Source organism: Streptomyces atriruber (assembly GCF_001418325.1).
GTDB lineage: Bacteria > Actinomycetota > Actinomycetes > Streptomycetales > Streptomycetaceae > Streptomyces > Streptomyces atriruber.
The window spans coordinates 1-22,776 of record NZ_LIPN01000075.1; the positions used below are offsets into that span (position 1 = coordinate 1).

Here is a 22,776-nt window from a genome sequence, read left to right on the forward strand (position 1 = left end):
CGTCGGAGTCGACGGCTCCGACTCGAGTCTGCGCGCCCTGGACTGGGCCGTGGACAGGGCCGAGGCGTACGGTGTGCCATTGCGTGTGGTCCATGCCTCCAGGTGGGAGTGGTACGAGGGACACACGCCGTCCTTTGACATCAACAGGTCGTCCGTGCAGGTCCTGTCGGAACACATCGTGGCCTCGGCGGTCGAGCGCGCGCAGAGTCGCGCGGGCGCCATGAAGGTGACCGGTGAAGTCCTGCCCGAAGATCCCTCCTTCGCCCTGGTACGGGTCGGTGCGGAGGCGGGGGCCGTTGTGGTCGGGAGCCGGGGGCGCGGCGAGCTGGCCGATCTGCTGCTCGGCTCGGTGAGCCTGTCCGTCGCCGCGCGTGCCACGGTGCCGGTGATCGTCGTACGTGGCGAGGCGAAGAACGTCGCGAGCGGCTTCCGCACCGTGGTTCTTGGTGTGGACGACGCGCGGGACTCGGCCCTCGCGGTGGAGTTCGCCTTCCAGGAGGCGCTGACGGCGCATGCCTCCCTGACCGTCCTCCACGCCTGGCGCTGCCCCGCGCGGGAGGTGCCGGATGTTCCCATGGCGGACCACGAGGAGCACCGAGACCGGGCCGAGGAGCAGGTGGAGCTGGCAGTTCGGGAAGCAACGGCCGCCCACCCCGAGGTCACGGTCCGCCGCGAGGTCGTCGAGGGCCACGCACGCACGGTGCTTCTCGACGCCGCCCGTGGGGCGGACCTCCTGGTCGTCGGCGCCCGCCGCCGCAAGGGGCACGTCGGCATGCAGCTCGGCCCGGTCAACCACGCCGTGCTGCACCACGCGGACTGTCCGGTGGCTGTCGTCCCCCACGGCTGAACACCGTGCCACCGGACCCGAAGCCACCGACCGGTCCTGGGCCGGCCGGCTCTCTCCGACTCACCGCAGGAGTATGTATCGTGCCCGATCGACAGCTCATCACGGCAGGTATCGACGGCTCGGCCGAAAGTTTGGCCGCTGCTGACTGGGCCGCACGCGAGGCGCTGCTCCGTGGCCTGCCTCTGCACCTCGTCCACGCCTTCGATCAGCCATCGGAGCGGACGCATCTGCCTGAGGTCGAGGTCCCCTTCCACCGCGAGAGCGGTGCGCTCGACCGCGCCGTGCTCAGGCTCTCCTCCTCACATCCCGCTCTCGGGATTCTCGATGAACAAGTCACCGCGTCACCGGTCGAGGCTCTGGTGGAATCAGCAGGGTCCTCCAGCATGCTCGTGCTGGGCTCACGCGGATTCGGCGCGTTCACCGGAACCCTGGTCGGCTCGGTCGCCCTGGCCGTCACGGCCCGTGCCTCCTGCCCCGTCATTCTGGTACGCGCCGTCGAGGACCCCGAAGACGCAGGATCCGCCGACCGGTTCGGGCCGGTGGTGCTCGGTCTTGATCTGGAACATCCCTGCGACGAACTCATCGAGTTCGCCTTCGTGGCGGCCACGCTCCGCGACGTGCCGCTCCAGGTCGTCCACACATGGGCAGTTCCCCTGGTACCCAGTGCCGCAGCCACGGATCCCGAGGCAGCGAAGTCGCGTCTGCTGACGGCCGCACTGGCTCCCTGGCGGCACAAGCACCCCAAAGCGCAGGTCACGCAGCGGCTCGTGCACGGTCTAGCACGTCACCACCTCGTCAAGGCCGCCGCGGACGCCGGGCTGCTGGTGATCGGCCGCCGCATCACTGCAGGAGAACGCCTTGGGCCGACGGCGCACGCGGCCATCCACCACGCCAAGAGCCCGGTCGCCGTCGTGCCGCACAACTGAGGGCGCCCGCGCGATCGGACCGACTCGGTCGCGCGGGCGAGTGCGGCACGCGCGCGCTGCGTCGCCGCATCGGAATGGTCCTGGTTGCCTGCTCTGCCACCGGGACCCTGATGGTCAGGACGTGGATCGTCGGTATGGGGTGGAGGGTCAGTAGTGCGGAACCACCACCACCGGGCACCGAGCGTGCTGCATCACTGCATGGACGGTGGGGCTGCTGTGCAGACCGAGATACGGGTGCGCGCCGAGCCGGTGGCCGACGACGAGCAGATCCGCGCCGTCGGTGTCCCGCAGCAGGGTGGAGGACGCCTTGCCTCTCCGAACGCTCTCGATCACCGGCACCTCCGGGTACTCGCCCCGTCGCACTTTCAGTACCGCGGTGAGGAGGCCACTGCGCTCCTCCTCTCGGTGTTCGGCCTCGACGAGCCCGATCTCCGTGGCCTCTCCTTCCGAGGTCGGGGGGTCGGACCAAGCGTGGACAACGCGCAGTCCACAGCGGCGCAGCCGTGCTTCCTCGAAGGCGAAGCCGATCGCCTCGGCACAGGGGTTGCCGAGGTCGACGCCAAGGACCACATCGCCCGTCCTCGGCACGTGTGCGCTCCGCCCCTGCCCTTCGCCCGCCCTCACCAGTGCGACGGGGCGTTCCACGCGACTGATGACGCCCCTGGCGACCGAGCCACCAGGGAGACCTGCCGGGCTCCGCTTCGTGCGCCTCCCCAGCGCCAGTAGTTCGGCTCCGTCCGCCAACCGCGACAGGGCCGTGACAGCCGGGCCCTCGACCTGGTCGGTCTTGACCCGCAGTCCGGGGCAGGCCCTCGCGATGCGGTCCGCGGCAGCGTTCAGAACACGCTCCGCCTCCGCCCTTTGGGCCGTGTTCGCCGCAACTGACACCATCGAGTACGGGCTCCGGCTCCAGGCATGGACCAGCAGCAGCGGTCGCCCTTTGTAGACGGCTTCTCGTGCCGCCCAGTCAGCTGCCGCCAAGGACTCCGGCCTTCCGTCGATTCCGGCGACCACGGATCGCGACATGACCCACCTCCAGCTCCCGGGCGAGCGGAACTCGTCCGGATCGTGAGCGCCGTTACCTTGCCGAGCCCACCTCGATGCCCGAGATATCCCTGCTTGCCACGTCCGACTGAACGGTCAGGTAGCTGTGGTGAGTCCGGTGCCGCGCGTCGCGCCACGTCAACCGGACGACCGTCCAGCAGTGCCCCATGCCACTGTCCTGATAGGTCACCTTCCACGCGCTCGGCACGGCTTTGCTCCGGAGAACTCCATCGCGATGGTGCGCGGACTCCCACTGCGCGAGGCTCTTGCGCAGTCCTGCCGTGAGGTATTGGTGTCGCAGGCTGTTCGCCAGCGAGTTGTGGCCCGTGTCATGGAGGACGTCGACGTACGCACCGTAGAAGTTCGCAACATGGTCCACGGTCGACGTCGGGCTACCGCTGCGCGCGGGGACAGTGCTCATGTGACGGGCCTGTGGGTGCACCGAGGCCGAGCTCGCGCCGACGAATGGCACGGTCAGTGTGAGCAAGGCCACCGACACACCCGAGACGACGCGTCGGGTCTTGGGGTCCAAGCTCATGGAGACCTCCCTCATCACCTCTATTGCAGTCCCGGAGACGCATTCTCCGTAGAGGGCAAGTGGCCCTCGAAGCAGAGCCGTTCGGTCCGCGTTCAGTGCCGAACAGCGAGCCCTGTGGGGGCCGAGTCGGCACTTCAGGTGCCCGACCGGCCCCACGCATGTGGGAGTCACCTGCGGCAGTGTCCTTGTTATAGGCACGGCACGTTCCGAGCGAAGGAGGGCACTCTCATGACCACGTTCGTCTTGGTCGGCGCCGCAGTGCTCGGTGCCGTCATGATCTTCGGTGCGACGCCTCCAGTGGTGGGCTGGACCTTGCTCATCGCGGGGCTACTCGGGCTGTTGGCAAGTGTCGACCGCCGGCACTACCGCTGAGCCGTTCGACTCCGGACGGGAGGCACCGAGAGCGACCAGCCCTGCCGTGGACCGGGTCGAGGGCACGGCAGGGGCGAGACCGGGAATCGGCGAGGAACATCTGAGGGAGGGGGAGGGGTATGTCGGCTCAGCCCGACGGCTCCGACCACGCGATCCACTACGTGGTCCGTGCGGCCATCACCGCGCCTTCGCTGCACAACTCGCAGCCCTGGCTCTTCGTCGGCCGCGGCGGGGACATCCTGCTGTACGCAGATCTCACCCGCCGTCTCCCGTCCACCGATCCGAATGGACGCGAGCTCGTTGTCAGCTGTGGCGCCGCCCTGTTCAATCTGCGTCTCGCCATGCGCCATCTCGGCTTCCGACCGGTGGTGCATCCCCTGCCCACACCTCGGCTGCCGCGACTGCTGGCCCAGGTGAGCTGGGGGGCGTACGCGCGCCCCACTGCCGGCGAAGAGTTGTTGTACCGCGCCATGCGCGAGCGGCGCACCCATCGCGGCCCGTTCCAGTCCACCCCTCTCCCCGCTCCGCTGATCGAGGCTTTACGACTGCAGGCCCTGGCAGAGGGCGCCGAACTGCACACGGTCGTCGATCCGGCCCAGCAGCACCGTCTGGCTGCCGTGGTGCACAGAGCCGAGAGCTTCCAACGCTCGGACCCCGACTGCACCGCTGAGCTGATGGGCTGGACTCAGCCTCACCGAAGCTGCCGCTACGACGGCGTGCCCTCGGAAGCGACCCCTTTCCACCCGGACTCGGCTCTCCTGGCCGGACGGGACTTCACCGGATGGAGCCGGCCGTCTCGCGGTGACGGCTCCGCCGGGCCCCTTCTCACGAGAACGGGACTCGTGGCGCTGCTCAACACACCACGTGACACCCCGCAGGACTGGTTACGCGCGGGCCAGGCCCTCCAACGCGTCCTGCTCTACGCCACCAGTCACACGATCAGCGCCGGTTTTCACACCCAACCGCTGGAAATCCCATCCCTGCGCGCGGATATCCGCACCATGATTCCTTCTCGGCAGTCTCCACAGATGATTCTTCGGCTCGGCCACACCAACTGGACGTGGCGCACCCCACGTCGCCCGGTGGAGGACGTGATGTTGGCCGACGTACCTCCACGGGCGTGCCCCCTGGACGTCTGACGGGGCATCCCGCAGACGTCGGCTGACCGAGAACGACGCTGGTCGGGTCAACCACCCGGTCCTAAGGTGGAAATGCTCCGGGTCTCCCGGACGGCGACGGAGAAGACTATGGCAGCAGCGGTACTCGCACGTCACGTGCCCCGTGGTGATCTTGCCGGTGCCTGAACACGCACCGCGTCGACCGTACTTCGTCGTCGGTGCGGACCTGGGCTGGGACGGTCGGCATCATTCCGCGGCCGCGCTCCATCATGCCTTCGAGAGGGCCGCGCAACAGGGGGCAGAACTGCGGGTACTGCACGTGTGGCATCCCCCCGTCCTCGGCGTTCTGGACGAGCGAGCAGCGTTGCGGGAGTGCCGTCGCCTGCTGACGGATACCGTGGCGTGCCTGCAGACCTTGCACCCGACCGTGAACGTTCGGCACTCGGTGCTCCGCGGGTCTGTGGCAACGGTACTGGCCGCGGAATCCGCGCAGTCGCTCGGTCTGATCGTGGGGTTCCGCAGATGCAGTGGCGCTCCCCGTCCCATCGTCGGCTCGGTCGCTGCGCGTGCCCTCCGTGAAGCGCAGTGCCCCGTCATCGTCGTGCCACAGGCCGGCATGTACGAGCACCCACGGAGATGGTCACGCGTCAGTCGACTGGCCTGCCTCGGCAGGAAAGCCGTCGGCCGTTGCATCTGCCTGCCCGTCCGCTCCGGCGCCCGTCTGTGCCGTTGGTGCTGGTGCTGGTCAGCGGTGCGGCGGACTGGATCCTCATCCTGTCCGCACCGACCGACATGACGCAGCAGGTCATCCGCCCCGGCCGGCCCGCCTTGGACTGCCGTGCTTTCCAGCAGCAAAGCTCAGCCGGAAAGCATGAGCCGACACGTATCCCCTGGTTGTAAGCGGATGGTTCGATTCGGAAGCCGTACGTCCACGGCAGACCGGTCGGATGCGGGCAGCGAGATCTTCAGCGTTTCTCGCTCCAGACGTAGTCGCAGGCCCCAGTGGCCCCGGTAGCGGAGGGCGAAACCGTAGGAGGAGAGCTCCGGCAGCGGCGCCGGGTCGAGCCACAGAGCACCGCTGCGCGTTTCCAGGCCGGAGAGGCCACGCTGGACGAAGTCGAGAGTTCCGGCCATGGCTCCGAGATGGATGCCTTCGCCAGTGGTTCCGCCCTGCAGGTCGGCGACGTCTCCCTGGAGCGCCTCTTGACAGTATTTCCACGCGTCGGACCGTCGGGCTCGTGCCAGGACCCAACCGTGGACCAGGCCGCTCAGGGTGGAGCCGTGACTGGTACGGCTCAGGTAGTAGTCGACAGTGCGTCGCCAGGTGGCCTCGTCGAGTCCGTAGCCCAGTCGCCCGAAGACCCGTTGAAGTTCCCTCGGCGAGAAGAGGTATCCAAGCATCAGGACATCGGCCTGCTTTGAGGCCTGGTAGCGATTTACGGTGTCGCCCTCCGCCTCGAGGATCCGGTCGAGCCGACGGATGTCTGCGTATCGCTCTCGATACCTCTCCCAGTCGAGCTCCGTGAGATCGCCGTATCCCTCGAACTGACTGATGACGTCGTCGTGGAAGGGCACATGAAGGGTGCGGGACACGTCCTCCCAGAGTTCGAGCTCTCCGCCGTCGAGACCAGCTCTCTCGACGAGTTCCTGGCGGCGTGGCGCGGGCAGGCCCCTCAGCACGTCGAGCGTACGGGCCAGCACCCACGCTGCGGTCACGTTCGTGTAGGCGTTGTCGTCGAGCCCCGGTGACGAGGCCCCCGGGTAGGCGTCGTGGTATTCGTCAGGGCCGAGGACGCCCCGGATCCGATGCCGCCCGAGGCTCTCGTCGTAGGTGGCCGAGTCCGCCCAGAAGCGGGCGATCTGCAACAGCATCTCAACGCCTTTGGTGTGCAGGAACTCGGCGTCCCCACTGGCCTCGCAGTACTGCCAGACGTTGAACGCGACGGCAGAACCGACGTGGTGCTGGAGCCGCGAGTGATCCGGGAGCCAGCGTCCGGAACGGGGGTTGAGGTGAAGCTCCTGTGTCTCCTCCCGCCCGTCGCTACCGCTCTGCCACGGATACAGGGCGCCGCGTCTCCCCATGCACCGGGCAGCGGCACAGGCTTGTTCCAGTCGACGATGGCGGTACCGCAGCAGCGCGCGGGACACCTCGGGGAAATGCAGGTTGAGGTAAGGCAGGACGAACAGTTCGTCCCAGAAGACGTGACCGCGGTATGCCTCACCGTGCAGCCCCCGGGCCGGGACCCCCACGTCGAGCTCGGCCGTGTGTGGAGAGAGGGTCTGCAGCACATGGAAGAGGTGCAGCCGCAGGATGCTGCCCGCTTCTCCGGGGACGTCCAGTTCGGCACGTCGCCAGAGCTGATCCCAAGCGCTGATGTGCGTATCGAGCAGCTCGTCGAAGCCGGCTGCCGCACGCATGCGATCGAGCGCGGCGCGCAGCGGATCACTGATCGCGGGGTCTCTCGAGGTGTGCAGAGCGACCGTTTTGTCGACGGTCGCCGTGCACCCGGGCTCCAGCTGCAGAAGAGTGCGTTGGGTGGCCTTCAAGGGTGTTCCTCCACTCGTGACGTCGCCCGTCACGGTGAGGCGGGCCGCGAACGCGATGCGGATGTCCGAAGTGCGGGTGCGACAGCGCAACCACACGGCGTCAGGCCCGGCGGTGCCGGTGTGCACATGAATCAGGTGGTCGGCGGCCAGGTCGTGGTAGCGAGGCACGCCGGCGTTGGTGACATCGCCGTCCAGAGCTGCCTCGACCTGCAGAGTCCCGGAGAAGTTCTCGGCCGTGAACTCGGTTCGCAATGCGGCCAGATGCGGGTCGCCCATGTGGACGAGGCGCAGTTGACGGACCGCGAGTCGCCGTCCCTCTGTGTCGGTGTACCGGCTGCGGCGCTCCAACAGGCCGCTGGAGAGGTGAAGGGTCTGACTGTGATCCAGCAAGGTCGCGGTCTCCGGGGAGAACCACGCTCCGGTCTCCTCGCCGCTGTACAGACGGAAACGGAGCGGCAGCCAGTTCGGCAGATTGACCATGTCCTCGTTCTCCACCCGGCGCCCGGCCACGTCCGAGATGAGGCGGTCGTAACAGCCAGCGACGTACGTGCCCGGATAGTGCACGTCGTCCGCACCGCATTCGGGCACCGCGCCGCGGGTCGCGAAGTATCCGTTGCCCAGCGTGCACAACGACTCTCTGAGCCGCTCCTCCGCGCGATCGTAACCTGCGTACTTCCAGGTCCAGTCCGTCACTTCGGCTTTCCTCCCAGAAGCAGTTCCCCCAGGTCGCCTACGACGAGGTCGGCCCCGTGGCGCAGCAACCTCGCGCGCGAGTCCCCGGTTCCCGCGCGGTCCACGCCGACGACCAGAGCGAATCCGCCCCGCCTGCCCGCCTCGACTCCCGCGAGGGCGTCCTCGACAACTGCCGTACGGCGGGCGGGCACACCGAGCCGACGCGCTGCCTCCAGGAAGAGGTGGGGCTGCGGTTTGCCCGGCAGTCCGAGCCGGGCCGCCTCACCGCCGTCGACGAGAGCGTCGAACAGCCCCGCCACTCCGGCGCGGGTGAGGATCTCACGAGCGTGACGGGAGGCGGAGGCTGCGGCAAGGGGCGTTCCCGCCAGCCGGAGAGCGTGCAGCAGGCGGACCGTTCCGGGGTACGCGTCGATGCCGTGCTCACTCAAGCGCCGCACGAACAGCCGCTCCTTCTCCTCCGCGATGCCCCGTACCGTTCCGGCGGAGCGATCCAGCCCTCGCGAAGCAAGGAACGCCTCCGCGCCGTCGAGGCGGGATCTTCCGTCCACGTACCGCAGGTAGTCGTCGTGCACATCGAACGGACGCCGCCGCATCGGATCGTCCGGCGTGAGCTCGCTCAAGTAGGCGTCGAAGGCCGTCTTCCATGCGGCGGCGTGCACGCGGGCGGAGTCGGTGAGCACGCCGTCGGTGTCGAAGACGACCGCGCGCACGTCGCGAAGCACGGCCGCCAGCTTGTCCAGGGGGTCGTCGGCTTCAGCGCTCGCGACCCGCGCGGTGACCTCGCCGCGGTCGCGGCCGAACCCCTCGGTGCTCCACGGTGAACGCATCACGTACTCCTCGCTGAATGGAGCGGGCGGCGGAAGCGGTGGTTCACGACAGTTGCGGCACGATTGCCACCGGGCAGTCCGCATGATGCAGCAGTGTGTGTCCCACCCTGCTGAGCTGGAGCCCGAAATGGCCGTGCCGGCGCCGGGCTCCGATGATCACAAGGTCCGCGGCGGCCGAGTGGCGCAACAGGACCTTGCGGGCCGGCCCGAGTATGTTCTCCGGCATCACGCGTGCGGCAGGGCCCTCCGGGCCTTCCTGACGCGCGGCACCCTCATAGAGCTCCCAGAGGGATGCGTACAGCAGTCGAAGCGGCAGACCGAGCCGGGCCGCCTCATCCACCGCCCAGTCCACGGCCAAGAGGCCCGCCTCGGACCCATCGACTCCGACCACCAGAGGCAGCACCATCACCCCACCGCCTTTCACGCTGTCGTGCGAAGCGCACGACGAAGGGGCGCCCACCCCACCGTGACACCGGCGTCCCGCACAGAGGAAGGACGGTTCGACCCCCGACTCGGGACCATCGGCCCATGCCGGGATGCGGGCCGGGCCCGCTCGCGCAGCGTCCATGAGGGCCAACTGGGCCTGCAATCAGGCTGATTTGCACTCGCACCCTGCGCGATCCAGTACGGCGTCGCCACCACATCGAAGTTCACCCAGGGAGCGTGGCTCGCTGTCCCCGCCACAGTCGTGCTCTGGGTCATCATGCGGGGTATCCACCACCATTACGACGCCATCTCTGCTGATGCCGCGCCCCGTTCCATCGGCGCCCGGTGCCGTCCGCCGCGGCCACCCCTCGGGCCGGCACAGGCACTGAACCATGAGCCGCCCCGCACCGCGCAGGATCCGCCGGTCAGGTCCTGGTCACGTCAGGACAAGGGTCCGGTCGGGCCAGGCAAGGGGCCGAACGATCCGGTGCGGCGATCACAAGCGCGGGCGTGCGTCGAGGACGGATGCCCACCCGAGCACCCGTCACGGCCGCTCCTCGAAGAGGGCAGGTCCGGTCACCCTGCCCCAGGCCGGGCCCGTGCAGCGCCGGGAGGGTGAGTCCCTCGGGCGGCGCCATCGGGCCCGGTTCGGCACGATCACCTCTGTCAGCGCTGCGGCAACCGGGCAGCGACGTACTCCGTGAGGTCGAGGAGGCGATTGGTGTAGCCCCACTCGTTGTCGTACCAGCCGAATACCTTCACCAGATCACCGCTGGCCTGAGTGAGCGGCGCGTCCAGAACGCATGAGGCGGGGTCACCGATGATGTCGCGGGAGACGATCGGCGCATCGGACACCCGCACGATGCCCCGTAAGGCCCCGTCGGCGGCCTCGCGGAAGGCCTCGTTGACCTCGTCCACGGTCACAGGCCGTTCGAGCACCGCACTCAAGTCGGTCAGGGATCCGTCCTCGACCGGCACCCGCACAGCGATGCCGTCCAGCGTCCCCGCCAGCTCGGGCAGCACGACACCGACCGCGCGGGCGGCTCCGGTGCTGGTCGGGACGATGTTGACGGCGGCTGTGCGGCCGCGACGTGCGTCCTTGTGCGGGCCGTCGAGCACCACTTGGTCGTTGGTGTAGCCATGGATCGTCGTCATCAGACCCTTCACGAGGCCGAAGTGGTCGTTCAGCACCTTCACCATCGGGGCCACACAGTTGGTGGTGCACGAAGCGTTGGAGACCACATGGTCCTTGTCATGGTCATAGGCGGACTCGTTGACGCCCATGACGAGCGTCGCGTCCACACCCTTTCCGGGGACGGAGAGCAAGACCTTTCGTGCCCCGCTCTTCAGGTGCAGTCCGGCGTCGGCGTGCGTGCGGAAACGGCCGGTCGCCTCGATCACCACGTCCACGCCGAGCTCGCCCCAGGCCAGACCGGCCGGATCGCGCTCGGAAGTCACCACGATTCGGCACCCGTCCACCGTCAGCGAGCCCTCGTCGTGTCCGATGGTGCGCCGCAGCCGTCCGTAGGTCGAGTCGTACTCCAGCAGGTGGGCCAGCGTGGCCGGTGACGTGATGTCGTTCACCGCCACCACCTCGACGGCACGACCACCGACAGCGTCGGCACGCTCCAACACGCAGCGCAGGTAGTTGCGTCCGATGCGCCCGAACCCGTTGATTCCCACGCGCACGCTCATGGTCGTCATCCTTCCGGGAGGGTGTGCGGTCTCCCGCGCAAGCCTGAGAGAGGGCGGACAGGCCGAACATGGGCCGCACGGGGACGAAACGGGGCCGTTCGGCCCAACGTTGAGGACCGGTGGGAACTGCCGTACGCCCATGCCCCCACACGAACCTGGGACCACGTGCTGCCGAATCGACGATCGACGTGACTGATGCGTCCCGAGCCAGACCCCGCGAGCGCCGGATCTGACCAACCTCGAAAGGAAGCAGGCATGCCCACGACTGCGTTCGTGTACGAGTTCACCGAGGGCAACCGCGACATGGCCGACCTGCTCGGCGGGAAAGGCGCCAACCTCGCAGAGATGACTCGGATAGGCCTACCGGTCCCCCCTGGATTCACGGTGACGACTGAGGCCTGTCGGGCTTTCATGACCACCGGTACGGAGCCGACCGGTCTGACGGAAGAGATACTCCGCCACCTGGAAGCGCTCGAAGAGTCCCTCGAACGACAACTGGGCCAGCCGGACGACCCATTGCTGCTCTCCGTTCGGTCAGGAGCCCGTTACTCCATGCCCGGCATGATGGAGACGATCCTCGACATCGGCCTGAACGACGACTCGGTGCGGGGCCTCGCGAAGTCGTCCGGGAACGAACGGTTCGCCTGGGACTCTTACCGTCGTCTCGTTCACATGTTCGGCAGCACGGTCCTCGGGGTCGACTCCGCCCTGTTCGAGAACGTCATGGCCGACGCCAGGGAAGTCCGTGGAGCCCCGGACGACCTGCACCTGGACGCCAGGGACCTGGCCCGCCTCGTCGAGGATTACAAGAGCCTCATCCATCGGGAGACCGGCAAGGACTTCCCCCAGCTCCCGGCGGAACAGCTGCGGCAGGCCGTCCTCGCGGTCTTCGCATCCTGGAACGGCGAACGCGCCCGACTGTACCGACGACGTGAACACATCCCCGACGACCTCGGCACCGCCGTGAACGTGCAGGCCATGGTCTTCGGCAACCTCGGCTCCGACTCCGGCAGTGGCGTCGCCTTCACACGCGACCCGGCAACCGGCAGCCCCGGCGTGTACGGCGACTACCTGCCCAACGCCCAGGGCGAGGACGTCGTCGCCGGTATCCGCAACACCATCCCCCTGGACCGACTGCGGGACCTGGACCCGTCGTCGTACGCCGAACTACGAGCTCACCTGGCGATGTTGGAGGAACACTACCGCGACCTGTGCGACGTCGAGTTCACGATCGAGCGCGGCACACTCTGGATGCTGCAGACCCGGATCGGCAAGCGGACCGCACAGGCGGCGTTCACCATCGCGGCACAGCTGGTGGACGAGGGACTGATCGACGAGAGCGAATGGCTCGCCCGGGTCACCGGTGACGGGTTGGCCCGCCTGATGTTCCCTCGGTTCGACCTCACGGACGCCGAGCGCCCCCTGGCTCGCGGCATCCCGGCTTCGCCCGGTGCCGCTGTGGGCGCGGCGGTCTTCGATTCCGCGGAAGCGGTACGACGTGCCGGTGCCGGAGAGCACGTCATCCTCGTGCGGCAGGAGACAACGCCCGACGACCTTCCCGGCATGATCGCCGCAGACGCCGTGCTCACCAGCCGCGGAGGTAAGACCAGCCACGCGGCCGTGGTCGCCCGCGGCATGGGCAAGGTCTGCGTCTGCGGCGCCGAAGCACTCACCGTGGACGCTGCGGCCCGGCGCTTCACCGCCGACGACGGAGTGGTCCGAGAAGGCACGGTCCTCTCGGTGGACGGGACGGACGGCACCGTGCGCCTCGGCGCGGTTCCCCTGGTGGACTCCGAGATCATGCGGTACTTCGAAACCGGAGACCGGCACGGCCAACTGGTCGGATCCGTGGCCCGGGTCATGGAACGGGCCGACGGCGTGCGGCGGCTCGGAGTGCGGGCCAACGCCGACACCCCCGAAGACGCCGCCCGGGCCCGCCGATTCGGCGCCGAGGGCATCGGCCTGTGCCGGACGGAGCACATGTTCCTCGGTGACCGCCGCCACTTGGTCGAGGAGATGGTCCTGGCCCGCACCGCGACCGACCGCGACCGAGCACTCGGCGCTCTGCTGCCCCTGCAGCGCGCTGACTTCGTCGGCATCCTGCGAGCCATGGACGGCCTGCCCGTCACCATCCGCCTCCTCGATCCCCCGCTGCACGAGTTCCTGCCCGACCGGACCGAACTGGCTGTGCGCATGGCCGCCGCCGAGGCCCACGGCGATCCGCCCGGCTCCCGCGACATCCAACTGCTCGACGCGGTGAATCGCATGCACGAGCGGAATCCGATGCTGGGTCTCCGCGGGGTGCGCCTCGGGCTGATCACACCTGGGCTGGTCGCCATGCAGGTGCGTGCGGTCGCTGAGGCAGTCGTCGAGCGCAAACGGGCCGGTGGCGATCCGCAGGCCGAGATCATGGTCCCGCTCGTCGGCACGGTGGAGGAACTGCGGCTCGTCCGCGTGGAGGTGGCCCGTGTACTGGCCCAGGTCTCCGAGGCCTCGGGGATAGGCGTCACATGCCCGGTCGGCACGATGATCGAGTTGCCGCGGGCAGCCCTGACGGCGGGCCGCATCGCGCAGGAGGCCGCCTTCTTCTCCTTCGGTACGAACGATCTGACCCAGACGACCTGGGGGTTCTCACGCGACGACGTGGAAGCGGCGTTCTTCTCCGCCTACCTCGACCAGGGTGTCTTCACGGTGTCCCCCTTCGAGACGATCGACGGTGAGGGCGTGGGCCGGCTGGTGCGCTTCGCCGTCGACGAAGGCCGCGCCGCACGCCCCGGGCTGAAGATCGGCGTGTGCGGCGAGCACGGCGGGGATCCGGAATCGGTGCACTTCTTCCATGCCGCGGGTCTGGATTACGTCTCGTGCTCGCCGTTCCGCGTTCCCGTCGCGCGCCTGGAGGCCGGGCGGGCCGCCCTCGAGGAGAGCCGCTTCACCGCACCTTGATCCGACGTCCGGACAGCACGGCAACACCAATGCGCACCCACAGCTCGCGCAGACCACCGACCCACGGTTCGCTGTGCGCAAGTCCTGCCAGACGGCGCACCGTGACGGGGTCCGTGACCGCCTCGGCACGGCCGCGTACGAGAACGCTCCAGCCCTGACTGAGCGCGTCGTCGATGCGGTCCACCTCGAAGGCGACACGCTTACCGACGGCCGCCGCAGGCGTGGTGCCGGGCGCGGTCCGCAAGATGACGGTCCCGTCGACGACGGTGTAATTGACCGGTACGACGACCGGTCCGTCCTCGTCGTCGTGCGCGAGCCGTCCGATGCCGTGCGACGCCAGTCGCTGCCGGCACTCGTCGTCGCTCATGACGACCAGAATCGGGTGCGAGGCGGCCCGGCCGACCCCGGGCGGCAGATCCGCGTTGGCGCCGCACAGGGACTTCACAGTGGTTTCCAACGCACCTGCCAAACGCATGAGGGTGCCCGGGCTCGGCGTGGCCGTGGCCTGTTCCTCCAGGTACTTGAGGTAGCCGGACACCATGCCCGCCCGGTCGGCTGCCGCTTGCCTGCTCAGACCGAGTTCCGTACGGCGCGCCGCGATCCGCCGCCCGGTGTCCCCTCGCGCCGTGTTCTCGGCGGGGACGGCGCTCGGTGGAGACTGTTCGGACATGGCTTTGCCACCTCTTCGGGTTACGCCATCCTGCGAGCCAGGAACCTTGGGGGGGAGCCCCCCGGCCCGGGGCTGGCGGGCTTCCTCTCTGCCTGCCCCGGGCCACGTTCAGCTGTGCTGTACAGGGATAGTCCGGGTGCCGGACTTCATTTCCGGCACGGGGATCCTGACGGTCAGCACCCCGTCCTTGTAGTCAGCGGTGGCGTCGTCTCCTCGAGCTCCCGCAGGCAACCGCACCGCACGGGCGAAGGCCCCGTAACGGAACTCGGTGTGGTGCTTCTCCGTGGTGTCCACCGTCCGTTCCGCGCGCACGGTCAGAACGCCCTCGGTGACGGCGAGTTCGACGTCCTCGGGGTCGACTCCGGGGAGCTCGGCGCGAAGCACGTACGCACCGTCCTCGACGGACTCCTCAATGCGGATGTTGTGCACTCCTGGGGTCTGGTGAACCCCGGGAAGCCCCGACTCGATCCATCCGAACAGTTCGGGCAGCAGGGGCGACCACCCCGGCAGCCTGTCCATCATGCCACTCATCTCGCCCTCCCTTTCTCGCCTCATTCCGTGCTCAGCCTCTCTCCATACCCTCTTCGGAACGAGTGCCGGACGACTCCGACGTGGGGCCCTCCGGCCCCTTTCCCAACCGGATCAACGCATCGGCGATGCGCTGCGCCCACCCCTCGATCTGCGTGAAGTCCCGGAAGTCGCCGCCCTTGCCGGAGTCCACCAACTTGCGCGCGATGAACCCTTTGGCTCCTTCTTTCAAGCATCCGCCGAAGGTGCGGTGCTCCTCCGCTTCCAGCCGGAACAGCACTGCCTTGGCTCCCCGCACGGGCGGGATCTCGCGCTGTGACGCCGTGGCGTCGAGCGGGCCGCTGCTGAAGAGCCACAGCGGGCGCGTGGCCAGCGCCCGCCGGTGCCGGCGGGCGAACCGGCGAGCGTCCTTGTGCCAGCGGCCGGCGTAGAGCGCGCCGCCCAGCACCACGGCGTCGTAGGAACCCACGTCCGCCACGGAGCGGGCCGGAATCGCCTCGGCTCTGAGTCCGTTGCGGCGCAGCACGTCGGCGATGGCTTCGGCTATCTGGGCGGTCGAGCCGTTGGTCGTCCCGTAGGCGACCAGCACCTTGCTGAGCATGGGAGCCTGTCTCCTCTCGCGATCTCAAGGTGTCCGCGGCCGTGCGTCGGCGTCACCGGCACGGGCCCGAGCCGACGATGGGCAGTTCGACGCTCGTCACCGTCGGGCCCCTGCCTCAAGGGTGCGCGACGACGGCGACCGGGATGGAGGCGTGGTGCAGCACGGCATGCGTGACGGGGCCGATGTGCAGGCCCAGCGCCCGTCGGCGACTGCGTCGCCCCACCACGAGCAGGGAGCCCTCGCGGGAGGCCTCGACGAGGTGCTTGGCCGCTGCGCCGAAGGGGGAGACCTCGACGATGTCGACGCCGGGGAACTTCTCCCGCCATGGCCGCACGACCTCGCTCAGAGCAGCGGCCTGCTGGTGGGAGAGCCTCTCGTAGAGCCCGGGTTCGGCGGAGAAGCCGTAGGGATAGTAGGGCGGACAGTCCCATGCATGGACGACGCGCAAGGGAGCGAGGTGCCGGGTTGCCTCGTCGAAGGCGAACTCTATGACCGAGTCGTCGGGCTGGTCGATGTCGAGCCCCAGGACGATGGGGCGGTGCGCGTTCGCGGTGGGCGCGACATCCGGCAGATCCGTGGTGTGCCCCTCGGCGGACTCCTCCTCGGCTCGAACCAGGACCACCGGCGTGGCGGTGCGCGCCACGACGGCCTGGCCGACGGAACCGACCAGGTAGCCGCCGACCCCGCTCAGTCCGCGGGATCCCAGTACGAGAAGAGCGGCGTCTTCCGCTGCGGCCGTCAGGGCGTCAGCGGGGCGGCCGACGGCCTGCTCGTCGACGATCTCGACGTCGGGGTGGCGCAGTCGAAGATCCCCGGCGGACTTACGGGGCACGCGTTCACGCCAGTACTGCAACGTCTCGGCGCCGATGAGCGGGGCCTGAGCCGTAGGAACCGGGATCGGATCCAAGACGTGAACCAGCTTCACCGGCATCCCGCGCAACTTCGCTTCACGGGCCGCCCATTCGGCCGCGGCAAGACTCTCTGGTGAACCATCGAGACCAACGGTGACGGTGACTGGCATGATCTCCACCTCCTGCTGTACCAGCCTTGTGGCCAAAGGGCAGGTCGTGCAGGGGCCGTAAGTCCCCACCGGGGACCGACCGGCCCAACGAAGCCCGCGGACCGAGCGGACCAGTCACGGGGGCAGACGGTCTTAGGCCCACTGGGTGCTCTGCAGGGTCAAGCCCGCGGCGAAGAGCCGCTGGATCGCCAGGTCGTGCAGGTCACGCACGATGTGGTCACGGTCTTGGGGCAGAGCGATCTGTTCGACGTCGCGGCGCCGTTCGGCAAGCTCCAGCACCATCGCCGCCTGGCAGACGTCGCCACAGGCCCGATCCTGCGCGCCAGGAGGAGACCGCCTCGTGGTCGCGCGAGTGACGCACTCGATGCATCCGCATCCGCATCCGCAGACATCGAGGCGTCGCTGTTCGCGTTGTTCGCCACCGGCATCAGTGCCTTCGGTGCCGCGCCCGCCTCGGTCCCGAGCTGGTCCGGGCGACGTGCTGGGCCTGTGCTCCTCGTCCGAATCTTCGCCCCGCTCAGCCCGACTTCAGCTGCCGCACCGGTTTCCCGCCGTTTCGCCGGCCTGGCCCCGAGGGCCATTGCCGCAAGGAACGAGAGAGCCGACACTGGCGCTGAGGGTGCCCTCCCGACGACGCACACCCGTTCCGTCCGAGAGGAGCGAAAACGTGCTCATCACCACCATCAAGGCCAGCGTCTGGACAGCGGACAACAGCGGTGCCGACACCGACGGCAACGTGGCCCTGGGCATCTGCGGCCGGGAGTTCGTCCTGGACACGGGGACGAATGACTTCCAGCGCGGCCAGTCCCAGACGTTCACCTTTGGCGCAGGTTCCAACGTCCTGAATCCGGTGGGCAACGACCCCCGCAAGCCGCAACTGGACACCGCCGAACTCACCTATTTCCCGGTGTACCTGCATTTCACTCCGCGCGACGCCAAGGACAACTGGTGCGTGGAAGGGGTCACCGTGACCGTCAACCCCGGTGCCAAGGAGATCACTTACGGCAACACCCCGATGCTGGGCGGCAGCGACAAGGAATTGTGGCTGGCGGCCGACTGCGGCCGAAGCCTGTACCTCAGGCAGCAGTGAGATCTCAGGACGCATCCGAGTAGCCGTCGGAAACCCGCGAACTGCCATCAGCAGCATCCGGGGAGGCGGCAGCGCCCCTCCTTTCCACAGGACACGCGTCCGCTTCATCGGGCGAACGCTACGGCCCAGCTCGTACTGGACTCACGCGAGCTGGGCACTGAACGGCTCCGCTCCCCGAAAGAGTGCGGTCGAATACCGAAGGGGCTCGACTGCAGCCTCGTCCGCCGAAGGCGGTGGGGTGGGGCGGGCCTTGGAGCGGTCACAGCGCAGTGATCAACAGGATTCTCTTCCGTATGAGGACAGGGGTTCTCCGGCGGGGCCTGCCACCTTGTTCTGGGAACTGGGGTGGCCTCGGGCGTTCGTGCTCGCACCGGGAAAGTGAGGCGATGCTCCATGGAGCTCGTAACACGATCTTGTTGAAGTGCTCTGGCCGGGCGTGACTGTTGTGACGATCTGACCGTTCGGGTGGGTGTGACGACTCGGCCGCGGATCGTGGATAACGGCTTGTGGGCGCTGATCGAACCGTTGCTGCCGCCCTGGCCCGAGCGGGCACCGGGGCCACGACCGGTGGCCGACCGGCGGTGCCTGCAGGGCATCCTGTACGTCCTGCACCAGGACATCGCCTGGCAACTGTTGCCCTTGGAGCTCGGCTTCGGATCCGGACAGACGCGCTGGCGGCGTCTGGAACGCTGGCAACAGGCAGGGGTGTTCGACCAGTTGCACCGCGTCCTGCTCGCGAAACCGAACGCGACCGGCGAACCTCGACTGGACTCGCGCGTGCGTAGACGGCTCCCCCATCCGCGCGAAAAAGGGGAGCCGCGACTGGTCCGTCGCCGGTCGACCGCCGGAAGACGGGCAGCAATCACCATCTGATCTGCGATGGACGCTGCATCCCGCTCAAGGTCATCACCAGGGCGCCCCGAACATCACGGGCCTGGGCAAGCTCCGCTACGTCGTCGAGCAGACCTTCGCCCTGCTCCACCGGTTCAAACGCCTCGCCGTCCGATGGGAACGCCGCCTCGAACTCCACGACGCCTTCGTCTCGTTGGCCTGCAGCCTGATCTGCTGGAGACGCCTCAAGAAGGCCCACTCATGATCCTTCTACGAGCTCTCAAGGCGCCGTCTCGGCCTGTATCGGAAGCCGTGAGCCGATGTTCTTGCCTTTGACCAGGAGCCAGATCATGAGGATGAGTTCCCCTACACCGGTGAACACGGCCGCCTCGGCCGAGTATCCGGAGGAGAGGAAGGCGCCGAGGCTGTCCACGAGGTAGCCGAGTCCCGCGAGGGCCAGCAGGACGCCGAGCACCCGGGGTACGTAGCCCGACCGGAAGGCGAGCAGCCCCAACAGCAGCAGGTGGACGCCGAAGAAGATGAGCCCGGCGTCCCAGATGTCGTGGAAGGCATCGATGCGCATGGCTGCTTCGGCGTCCAGTTGGTCCGCGCTGTACGCCCCCAGGGACTCCGCGTGCTTGACCGGAGGCAACGCCCCGACGAGTTGGGCGACGGCGACGAGGAGCACCGCGGCATAGGCGAGCCTGAACCAGGCCGCGAGCGTCGCGATTCCCTCGTGCGCCGGTCGGAAGAAGACCCTCAGCGCCCAGGCCACCACCACATCCAGCACGGCGACCAGGAACAGGGCCACGACGCCGAAGCGGAACAGCGCCTCGGAACCGCGGATGTCCCGGGCGGTTCGTGCCGCGTCGTTCTCGGCGACCAGGTTCTCCAGCACGCCGAAATTGGCGAAGACCGCCAACGGGGCCATGGCCAGGATTCCCGCTCCCGCCACCAGAGCGGCATTGCGCACCGTCAGCGAAGTCCCACCGGGCGGGGTCATCCGCGGGCCCCCTTGGGCATCGGCCGCCCGCCACGATCGCCCGCGACAGACTCCGGCACGACGAGGCGCAATCCCTTGAAGATCAGCACCAGCGGAAGCACCGCTTCGAACAGGCCACCAGGAACGTAGAACGCCCTCCCGGCACCGGAGTTGATGTCCACGAGCCCCAGCAGGTCACACGCCACTCCCGTCAGCAAAACGGCGTAGCCCACGAGCCCGAGTACCGAAAGCCACCGTGCGACCAGCCCGGAACGCAGCAGGAGGTGGGACAGGACCAGACCACCGGCGCCGGAGAACGCATAGACCAGAAGATCGTAGTCCGTCAACTCGTTCTTGCTCACGAGGAAATAGCACCCGAACGCGATGATCACAGCGCCTTCCGCGCACCTGAGAATCAGATACCCGACCGTGAGGCGCCTTCCGTGCGGCTTCAGCACGGGGAACAGTGCGACACCGATGCCGGCAACCGCAAAAGCTGTGTACGCCTCCAGCAGCACACCCGCAAGGAGCCCTCCCTCTCCTGAGTCCGTGCCGGAAAAGTAGTCCTCCAGGAGCGAGCTGCCGACGGAGAAGGTGAGCGTCGACGAGAGGAACAGCAATCCCACCAGCACAGCGGTCTTCCTGTACGGCATGCATCCGCTCCTTCTGTCCCGGCCCGCCGGGGCCTGGAACCTGAGCCTTGCTGCGACCAGGCCACGAGTCGGCCGCCGCCGAGCCATCGAGCGACGTCCTCCTGCCCGAGGAGTGTGCTTCTGGGCCCCAACTATCCTCCCTTTGCGGGCATACGCGCCGCCCGCGCGCGAGGAATCACCCCGGGCCCCACAGACGGCACGCCAACGGGGCCGGCCGATGCACGACCCCCAGCCACCACACCCCGTGGAGTGAGCGTTTTCCAACCTCGACGAGATGTTGACCGCGAGTTGGACGCTCCTGCGGAACGACGAAGCTCCTGGTAGGCGGGTTCTCGACCAAGGTCACCGTGTCCGCCAGGAGCTTCCGCCGGTCGACCGGCGACAGACCGGTCGCGGCTCCCCCTTTCGCGCGGACGTGGGAGCCGTCCACGCAGGCGCCAGTCCAGTCGAGTGCGTCGGCCGCGTGCAGTTCGACGAGCAGGAAGCGGTGTGGCTGGTCGAAGACACCGGCCTGCTGCCAGCGATCCAGACGCCGCCAGCAGGTCCGTGTGGAGCCGAACCTCAGCTCCAGCGGCAGGAGTTGCCACGCGATGTCGTTGAACAGGACGTACAAGATGCCCTGCAGACACAGCTGGTCGTCCACCGTCCACGGCCGAGTCGGCACGCACCACGAACGGCCGAATCGTCACTTCGGTCACGCCTGGCCAGGCCCAACAACCAAGATCCTGTTACGAGCTCTTAGGGCCGGAAGTTGGAGAGAGGAGTCCCTTTGCACGACGAAGCCGAAGCTGCCCGAAACAACCTTCCAGAGCAAGCGCATCAAGCAGGCGCCGGTGTGCCGCATGAGGGGCCTTCAGCCAGATATGTTGAGGCCCTCCTCACCAACGAGGCCATCCCGGCACACGTTCGCTCCCTTGTCGGAGTGCTCTGGGAGGGCAACGTAAAGTTGGACGACGCCCTCGCGTTGAACGTGGGAGACGTCATCCCCACCAGGCGTGAAATCCCTGTCAGCGAGCAGACCCTCCGGCTGCTGCAAGAGGCCATCGGCGACCGTGAGCAAGGCCCCCTGTTCGCCACCCCCTCGGGCCAGCGGGTGAGCCGCAGGGCCATCTCAACTCAGGTGCGGAGTATCACTCGGCGCTCCGCCCACGACATGCGGCTCGGCGGACACCGTGACCGCCACAGCGATCACGGTGCCCAGAGGGGAACGTCACAGACTCCGGGGATATTTCCGCGACCGAAGCCGTCTTGAAAGGGAGCGAAGAGTCACACGTGCACAGCCAGAACGGCGCGATATCGGAGACGGACGCCCCGTAAAGCCCCTCGCGCATCCGCGCCACCTGGGGCGGAACCGGCAGCGTCCAATAGGCTTTCCGGGCCCACTTCCCCGACAGCCCTAATGTTCTTGGTAGCGAAGTCCCGGCACGAGTAACCGGAGCCACGCGTATTCTTCCCGTGTCATCCGTAAGATAGCCACCGGAATCGCCTGTGGTTCGCCGTTCATCGGCAGGAGAAGACAGATGCTGGCGTTCGTAGCGGCCATGTGCTTCGTCATCGCCTTTGTCATCCACGCAACTGGGACGTCGACCGAGGCGGTCTTCAGTACGACGAGTCTCATGCTCGTCGGACTCGCCCTCCTCGCTGTGCACTCTGGCGGCGTGGGGTCGGGATGGTCCTCCCGGAGACGTGGTCGCCGGCGCTGAGCGTTCTCGGGCTCCGACTGGCCTGTCGAACGCGCGGCAAGGCCCCGCGCCGCCCATCGTCGTCCGGCACGCGCGACGCGTCCGCTGAATCCGGGCCGCCGCACGCGCCTACTTGAATGTGGCGCTACTGCACCCGGCCCTCGCTGGTCTCTGGTGTGTCCTCTTCGGGCAGATGCACGTCGTTGACGGAGATGTTGACTTCGACGGCCTCGAGCCCCGTCATCCGTTCCACCGCCGCGATCACGCTCTCGCGTACGTCCAAGGCGACCTCGGTGATGCTCACGCCGTATTCCACGACCACTTCCAGGTCGATGGCGGTCTGCTTCTCGCCGACCTCGACCTTGACACCACGTCCCGCGCTGGCGCGTGCGCCGGGGACGCGGTCGCGCACCGCGCCCATAGTGCGGCTGATTCCGCCTCCCAGGGCGTGGATTCCGGGCACTTCGCGTGCGGCGATCCCGGCGATCTTCTCCACGACGCCGTCCGCGATGGTCGTCCTGCCGCGGATCGCGGCCTGCTCCCTCGCTCCGGTCTGCAGCTTTCCCCGACGGTGGCATGAGGCTCTCTGGGTCGGGGCTTGGGCTGGGTTGGGCTGATCGACTCCGTCACGCGAAGCCACCTCCTTGGGGGCTCACGGACTTCCGTACGCAGACGACCATTGGTCGCCCGACTTGGTACCCGTCTCCACGTACCTTGCTGCACACCGGATATGCACACCAGG

The 22,776-nt window shown here is 68.2% G+C and carries 22 protein-coding genes and 1 pseudogene; 8 read left to right on the plus strand and 15 right to left on the minus strand.

Annotated features, from left to right (window positions below; all coding sequences use genetic code 11):
* Nucleotides 1-847 (plus strand): universal stress protein (locus tag AOK03_RS08830; protein ID WP_244177529.1); only part of this gene is annotated, 847 nt, incomplete at its 5' end.
* A gap of 80 nt (nt 848-927) precedes the next feature.
* Nucleotides 928-1,773, plus strand: coding sequence for a universal stress protein (locus tag AOK03_RS08835; protein ID WP_063792451.1), 846 nt, complete (start codon nt 928-930; stop codon nt 1,771-1,773).
* A gap of 147 nt (nt 1,774-1,920) precedes the next feature.
* On the opposite strand, the gene AOK03_RS08840 is transcribed toward AOK03_RS08835, so the two are convergent.
* Entirely contained in the window at nt 1,921-2,799 is an 879-nt protein-coding gene (locus AOK03_RS08840; RefSeq protein ID WP_063792452.1) for a universal stress protein, read from the minus strand.
* A gap of 52 nt (nt 2,800-2,851) precedes the next feature.
* Nucleotides 2,852-3,355: a hypothetical protein gene (locus AOK03_RS08845; RefSeq protein ID WP_244177530.1), complete on the minus strand. Its 504-nt coding sequence runs from the start codon at nt 3,353-3,355 to the stop codon at nt 2,852-2,854.
* Between the two features lie 228 nt (nt 3,356-3,583).
* Between AOK03_RS08845 and AOK03_RS42470 the strand changes: the two genes are divergently transcribed.
* From AOK03_RS42470 to AOK03_RS45135, 3 genes are all read left to right on the plus strand, one after another.
* Complete coding sequence (locus AOK03_RS42470) at nt 3,584-3,727, plus strand: hypothetical protein (RefSeq protein ID WP_157868891.1); 144 nt, start codon at nt 3,584-3,586, stop codon at nt 3,725-3,727.
* A gap of 119 nt (nt 3,728-3,846) precedes the next feature.
* Entirely contained in the window at nt 3,847-4,866 is a 1,020-nt protein-coding gene (locus AOK03_RS08850; RefSeq protein ID WP_055564620.1) for an Acg family FMN-binding oxidoreductase, read from the plus strand.
* Nucleotides 4,867-5,023: 157 nt separating this feature from the next.
* On the plus strand, nt 5,024-5,641 hold the full coding sequence (locus AOK03_RS45135) for a universal stress protein (protein ID WP_157868892.1): 618 nt from the start codon (nt 5,024-5,026) through the stop codon (nt 5,639-5,641).
* Nucleotides 5,642-5,703: 62 nt separating this feature from the next.
* Here AOK03_RS45135 and AOK03_RS08855 read toward each other — a convergent pair whose 3' ends face one another.
* The 4 genes from AOK03_RS08855 to gap all read right to left on the minus strand — a co-directional run bounded on the left by AOK03_RS08855 (nt 5,704) and on the right by gap (nt 11,033).
* On the minus strand, nt 5,704-8,085 hold the full coding sequence (locus AOK03_RS08855; RefSeq protein ID WP_055564621.1) for a glycoside hydrolase family 65 protein: 2,382 nt from the start codon (nt 8,083-8,085) through the stop codon (nt 5,704-5,706).
* Complete coding sequence (locus AOK03_RS08860; protein WP_079074570.1) at nt 8,082-8,912, minus strand: HAD family hydrolase; 831 nt, start codon at nt 8,910-8,912, stop codon at nt 8,082-8,084. The genes AOK03_RS08855 and AOK03_RS08860 overlap by 4 nt, the downstream gene beginning before the upstream one ends.
* A gap of 43 nt (nt 8,913-8,955) precedes the next feature.
* Nucleotides 8,956-9,318, minus strand: a complete 363-nt coding sequence (locus AOK03_RS08865; RefSeq protein ID WP_079074578.1) for a universal stress protein — start codon at nt 9,316-9,318, stop codon at nt 8,956-8,958.
* Nucleotides 9,319-10,004: 686 nt separating this feature from the next.
* Nucleotides 10,005-11,033, minus strand: a complete 1,029-nt coding sequence (gene gap, locus AOK03_RS08870; protein WP_055564623.1) for a type I glyceraldehyde-3-phosphate dehydrogenase — start codon at nt 11,031-11,033, stop codon at nt 10,005-10,007.
* Nucleotides 11,034-11,288: 255 nt separating this feature from the next.
* On the opposite strand from gap, the gene ppdK reads away from it, so the two are divergent.
* A complete protein-coding gene (gene ppdK / locus AOK03_RS08875; protein ID WP_055564624.1) occupies nt 11,289-13,976 on the plus strand; it encodes a pyruvate, phosphate dikinase in 2,688 nt (895 codons plus the stop codon).
* On the opposite strand, the gene AOK03_RS08880 is transcribed toward ppdK, so the two are convergent.
* The 5 genes from AOK03_RS08880 to AOK03_RS42475 form a co-directional block, all read right to left on the minus strand.
* A complete protein-coding gene (locus AOK03_RS08880; protein ID WP_055564625.1) occupies nt 13,963-14,646 on the minus strand; it encodes a helix-turn-helix domain-containing protein in 684 nt (227 codons plus the stop codon). The genes ppdK and AOK03_RS08880 overlap by 14 nt on opposite strands.
* 108 nt (nt 14,647-14,754) lie before the next feature.
* Nucleotides 14,755-15,177, minus strand: coding sequence for an Hsp20/alpha crystallin family protein (locus AOK03_RS08885; protein ID WP_055564658.1), 423 nt, complete (start codon nt 15,175-15,177; stop codon nt 14,755-14,757).
* A gap of 31 nt (nt 15,178-15,208) precedes the next feature.
* Nucleotides 15,209-15,775: a flavodoxin domain-containing protein gene (locus AOK03_RS08890; RefSeq protein ID WP_079074571.1), complete on the minus strand. Its 567-nt coding sequence runs from the start codon at nt 15,773-15,775 to the stop codon at nt 15,209-15,211.
* A 115-nt stretch (nt 15,776-15,890) separates the two neighbouring features.
* A complete protein-coding gene (locus AOK03_RS08895) occupies nt 15,891-16,796 on the minus strand; it encodes a universal stress protein (protein WP_055564659.1) in 906 nt (301 codons plus the stop codon).
* A gap of 132 nt (nt 16,797-16,928) precedes the next feature.
* The gene (locus tag AOK03_RS42475) at nt 16,929-17,078 is read right to left on the minus strand and encodes a hypothetical protein (protein ID WP_157868893.1); all 150 of its coding nucleotides are present in this window, start codon (nt 17,076-17,078) and stop codon (nt 16,929-16,931) included.
* A gap of 385 nt (nt 17,079-17,463) precedes the next feature.
* Between AOK03_RS42475 and AOK03_RS08900 the strand changes: the two genes are divergently transcribed.
* Both AOK03_RS08900 and AOK03_RS40650 read left to right on the plus strand, forming a co-directional pair.
* Entirely contained in the window at nt 17,464-17,886 is a 423-nt protein-coding gene (locus AOK03_RS08900; RefSeq protein WP_055564626.1) for a hypothetical protein, read from the plus strand.
* A 471-nt stretch (nt 17,887-18,357) separates the two neighbouring features.
* Nucleotides 18,358-18,982 (plus strand): annotated as a pseudogene (locus tag AOK03_RS40650) (transposase).
* 15 nt (nt 18,983-18,997) lie between these two features.
* Here AOK03_RS40650 and AOK03_RS08905 read toward each other — a convergent pair.
* The 4 genes from AOK03_RS08905 to AOK03_RS08930 form a co-directional block, all read right to left on the minus strand.
* Nucleotides 18,998-19,720: a DUF4386 domain-containing protein gene (locus AOK03_RS08905; RefSeq protein ID WP_055564627.1), complete on the minus strand. Its 723-nt coding sequence runs from the start codon at nt 19,718-19,720 to the stop codon at nt 18,998-19,000.
* Nucleotides 19,717-20,352: a DUF4386 domain-containing protein gene (locus AOK03_RS08910; RefSeq protein WP_055564628.1), complete on the minus strand. Its 636-nt coding sequence runs from the start codon at nt 20,350-20,352 to the stop codon at nt 19,717-19,719. Before AOK03_RS08910 ends, AOK03_RS08905 begins: the two co-directional genes overlap by 4 nt.
* 175 nt (nt 20,353-20,527) lie before the next feature.
* Nucleotides 20,528-21,016, minus strand: coding sequence for a transposase (locus AOK03_RS40655; RefSeq protein WP_079074573.1), 489 nt, complete (start codon nt 21,014-21,016; stop codon nt 20,528-20,530).
* 1,163 nt (nt 21,017-22,179) lie between these two features.
* Nucleotides 22,180-22,593: an Asp23/Gls24 family envelope stress response protein gene (locus tag AOK03_RS08930; protein WP_244177535.1), complete on the minus strand. Its 414-nt coding sequence runs from the start codon at nt 22,591-22,593 to the stop codon at nt 22,180-22,182.
* Nucleotides 22,594-22,776 lie beyond the last annotated feature (183 nt).

What these genes read in the sequence shown, in the direction of transcription:
- AOK03_RS08905 (WP_055564627.1), bottom strand. Translation starts at nt 19,720, where the DNA reads ATGACCCCGCCCGGTGGGACTTCGCTGACGGTGCGCAATGCCGCTCTG.
- AOK03_RS08850 (WP_055564620.1), top strand. Translation starts at nt 3,847, where the DNA reads ATGTCGGCTCAGCCCGACGGCTCCGACCACGCGATCCACTACGTGGTC.
- AOK03_RS08885 (WP_055564658.1), bottom strand. Translation starts at nt 15,177, where the DNA reads ATGAGTGGCATGATGGACAGGCTGCCGGGGTGGTCGCCCCTGCTGCCC.
- AOK03_RS08880 (WP_055564625.1), bottom strand. Translation starts at nt 14,646, where the DNA reads ATGTCCGAACAGTCTCCACCGAGCGCCGTCCCCGCCGAGAACACGGCG.
- AOK03_RS08840 (WP_063792452.1), bottom strand. Translation starts at nt 2,799, where the DNA reads ATGTCGCGATCCGTGGTCGCCGGAATCGACGGAAGGCCGGAGTCCTTG.
- ppdK (WP_055564624.1), top strand. Translation starts at nt 11,289, where the DNA reads ATGCCCACGACTGCGTTCGTGTACGAGTTCACCGAGGGCAACCGCGAC.
- gap (WP_055564623.1), bottom strand. Translation starts at nt 11,033, where the DNA reads ATGAGCGTGCGCGTGGGAATCAACGGGTTCGGGCGCATCGGACGCAAC.
- AOK03_RS08845 (WP_244177530.1), bottom strand. Translation starts at nt 3,355, where the DNA reads ATGAGCTTGGACCCCAAGACCCGACGCGTCGTCTCGGGTGTGTCGGTG.
- AOK03_RS08910 (WP_055564628.1), bottom strand. Translation starts at nt 20,352, where the DNA reads ATGCCGTACAGGAAGACCGCTGTGCTGGTGGGATTGCTGTTCCTCTCG.
- AOK03_RS08860 (WP_079074570.1), bottom strand. Translation starts at nt 8,912, where the DNA reads ATGCGTTCACCGTGGAGCACCGAGGGGTTCGGCCGCGACCGCGGCGAG.
- AOK03_RS42475 (WP_157868893.1), bottom strand. Translation starts at nt 17,078, where the DNA reads ATGGTGCTGGAGCTTGCCGAACGGCGCCGCGACGTCGAACAGATCGCT.
- AOK03_RS08865 (WP_079074578.1), bottom strand. Translation starts at nt 9,318, where the DNA reads ATGGTGCTGCCTCTGGTGGTCGGAGTCGATGGGTCCGAGGCGGGCCTC.
- AOK03_RS42470 (WP_157868891.1), top strand. Translation starts at nt 3,584, where the DNA reads ATGACCACGTTCGTCTTGGTCGGCGCCGCAGTGCTCGGTGCCGTCATG.
- AOK03_RS08895 (WP_055564659.1), bottom strand. Translation starts at nt 16,796, where the DNA reads ATGCCAGTCACCGTCACCGTTGGTCTCGATGGTTCACCAGAGAGTCTT.
- AOK03_RS08890 (WP_079074571.1), bottom strand. Translation starts at nt 15,775, where the DNA reads ATGCTCAGCAAGGTGCTGGTCGCCTACGGGACGACCAACGGCTCGACC.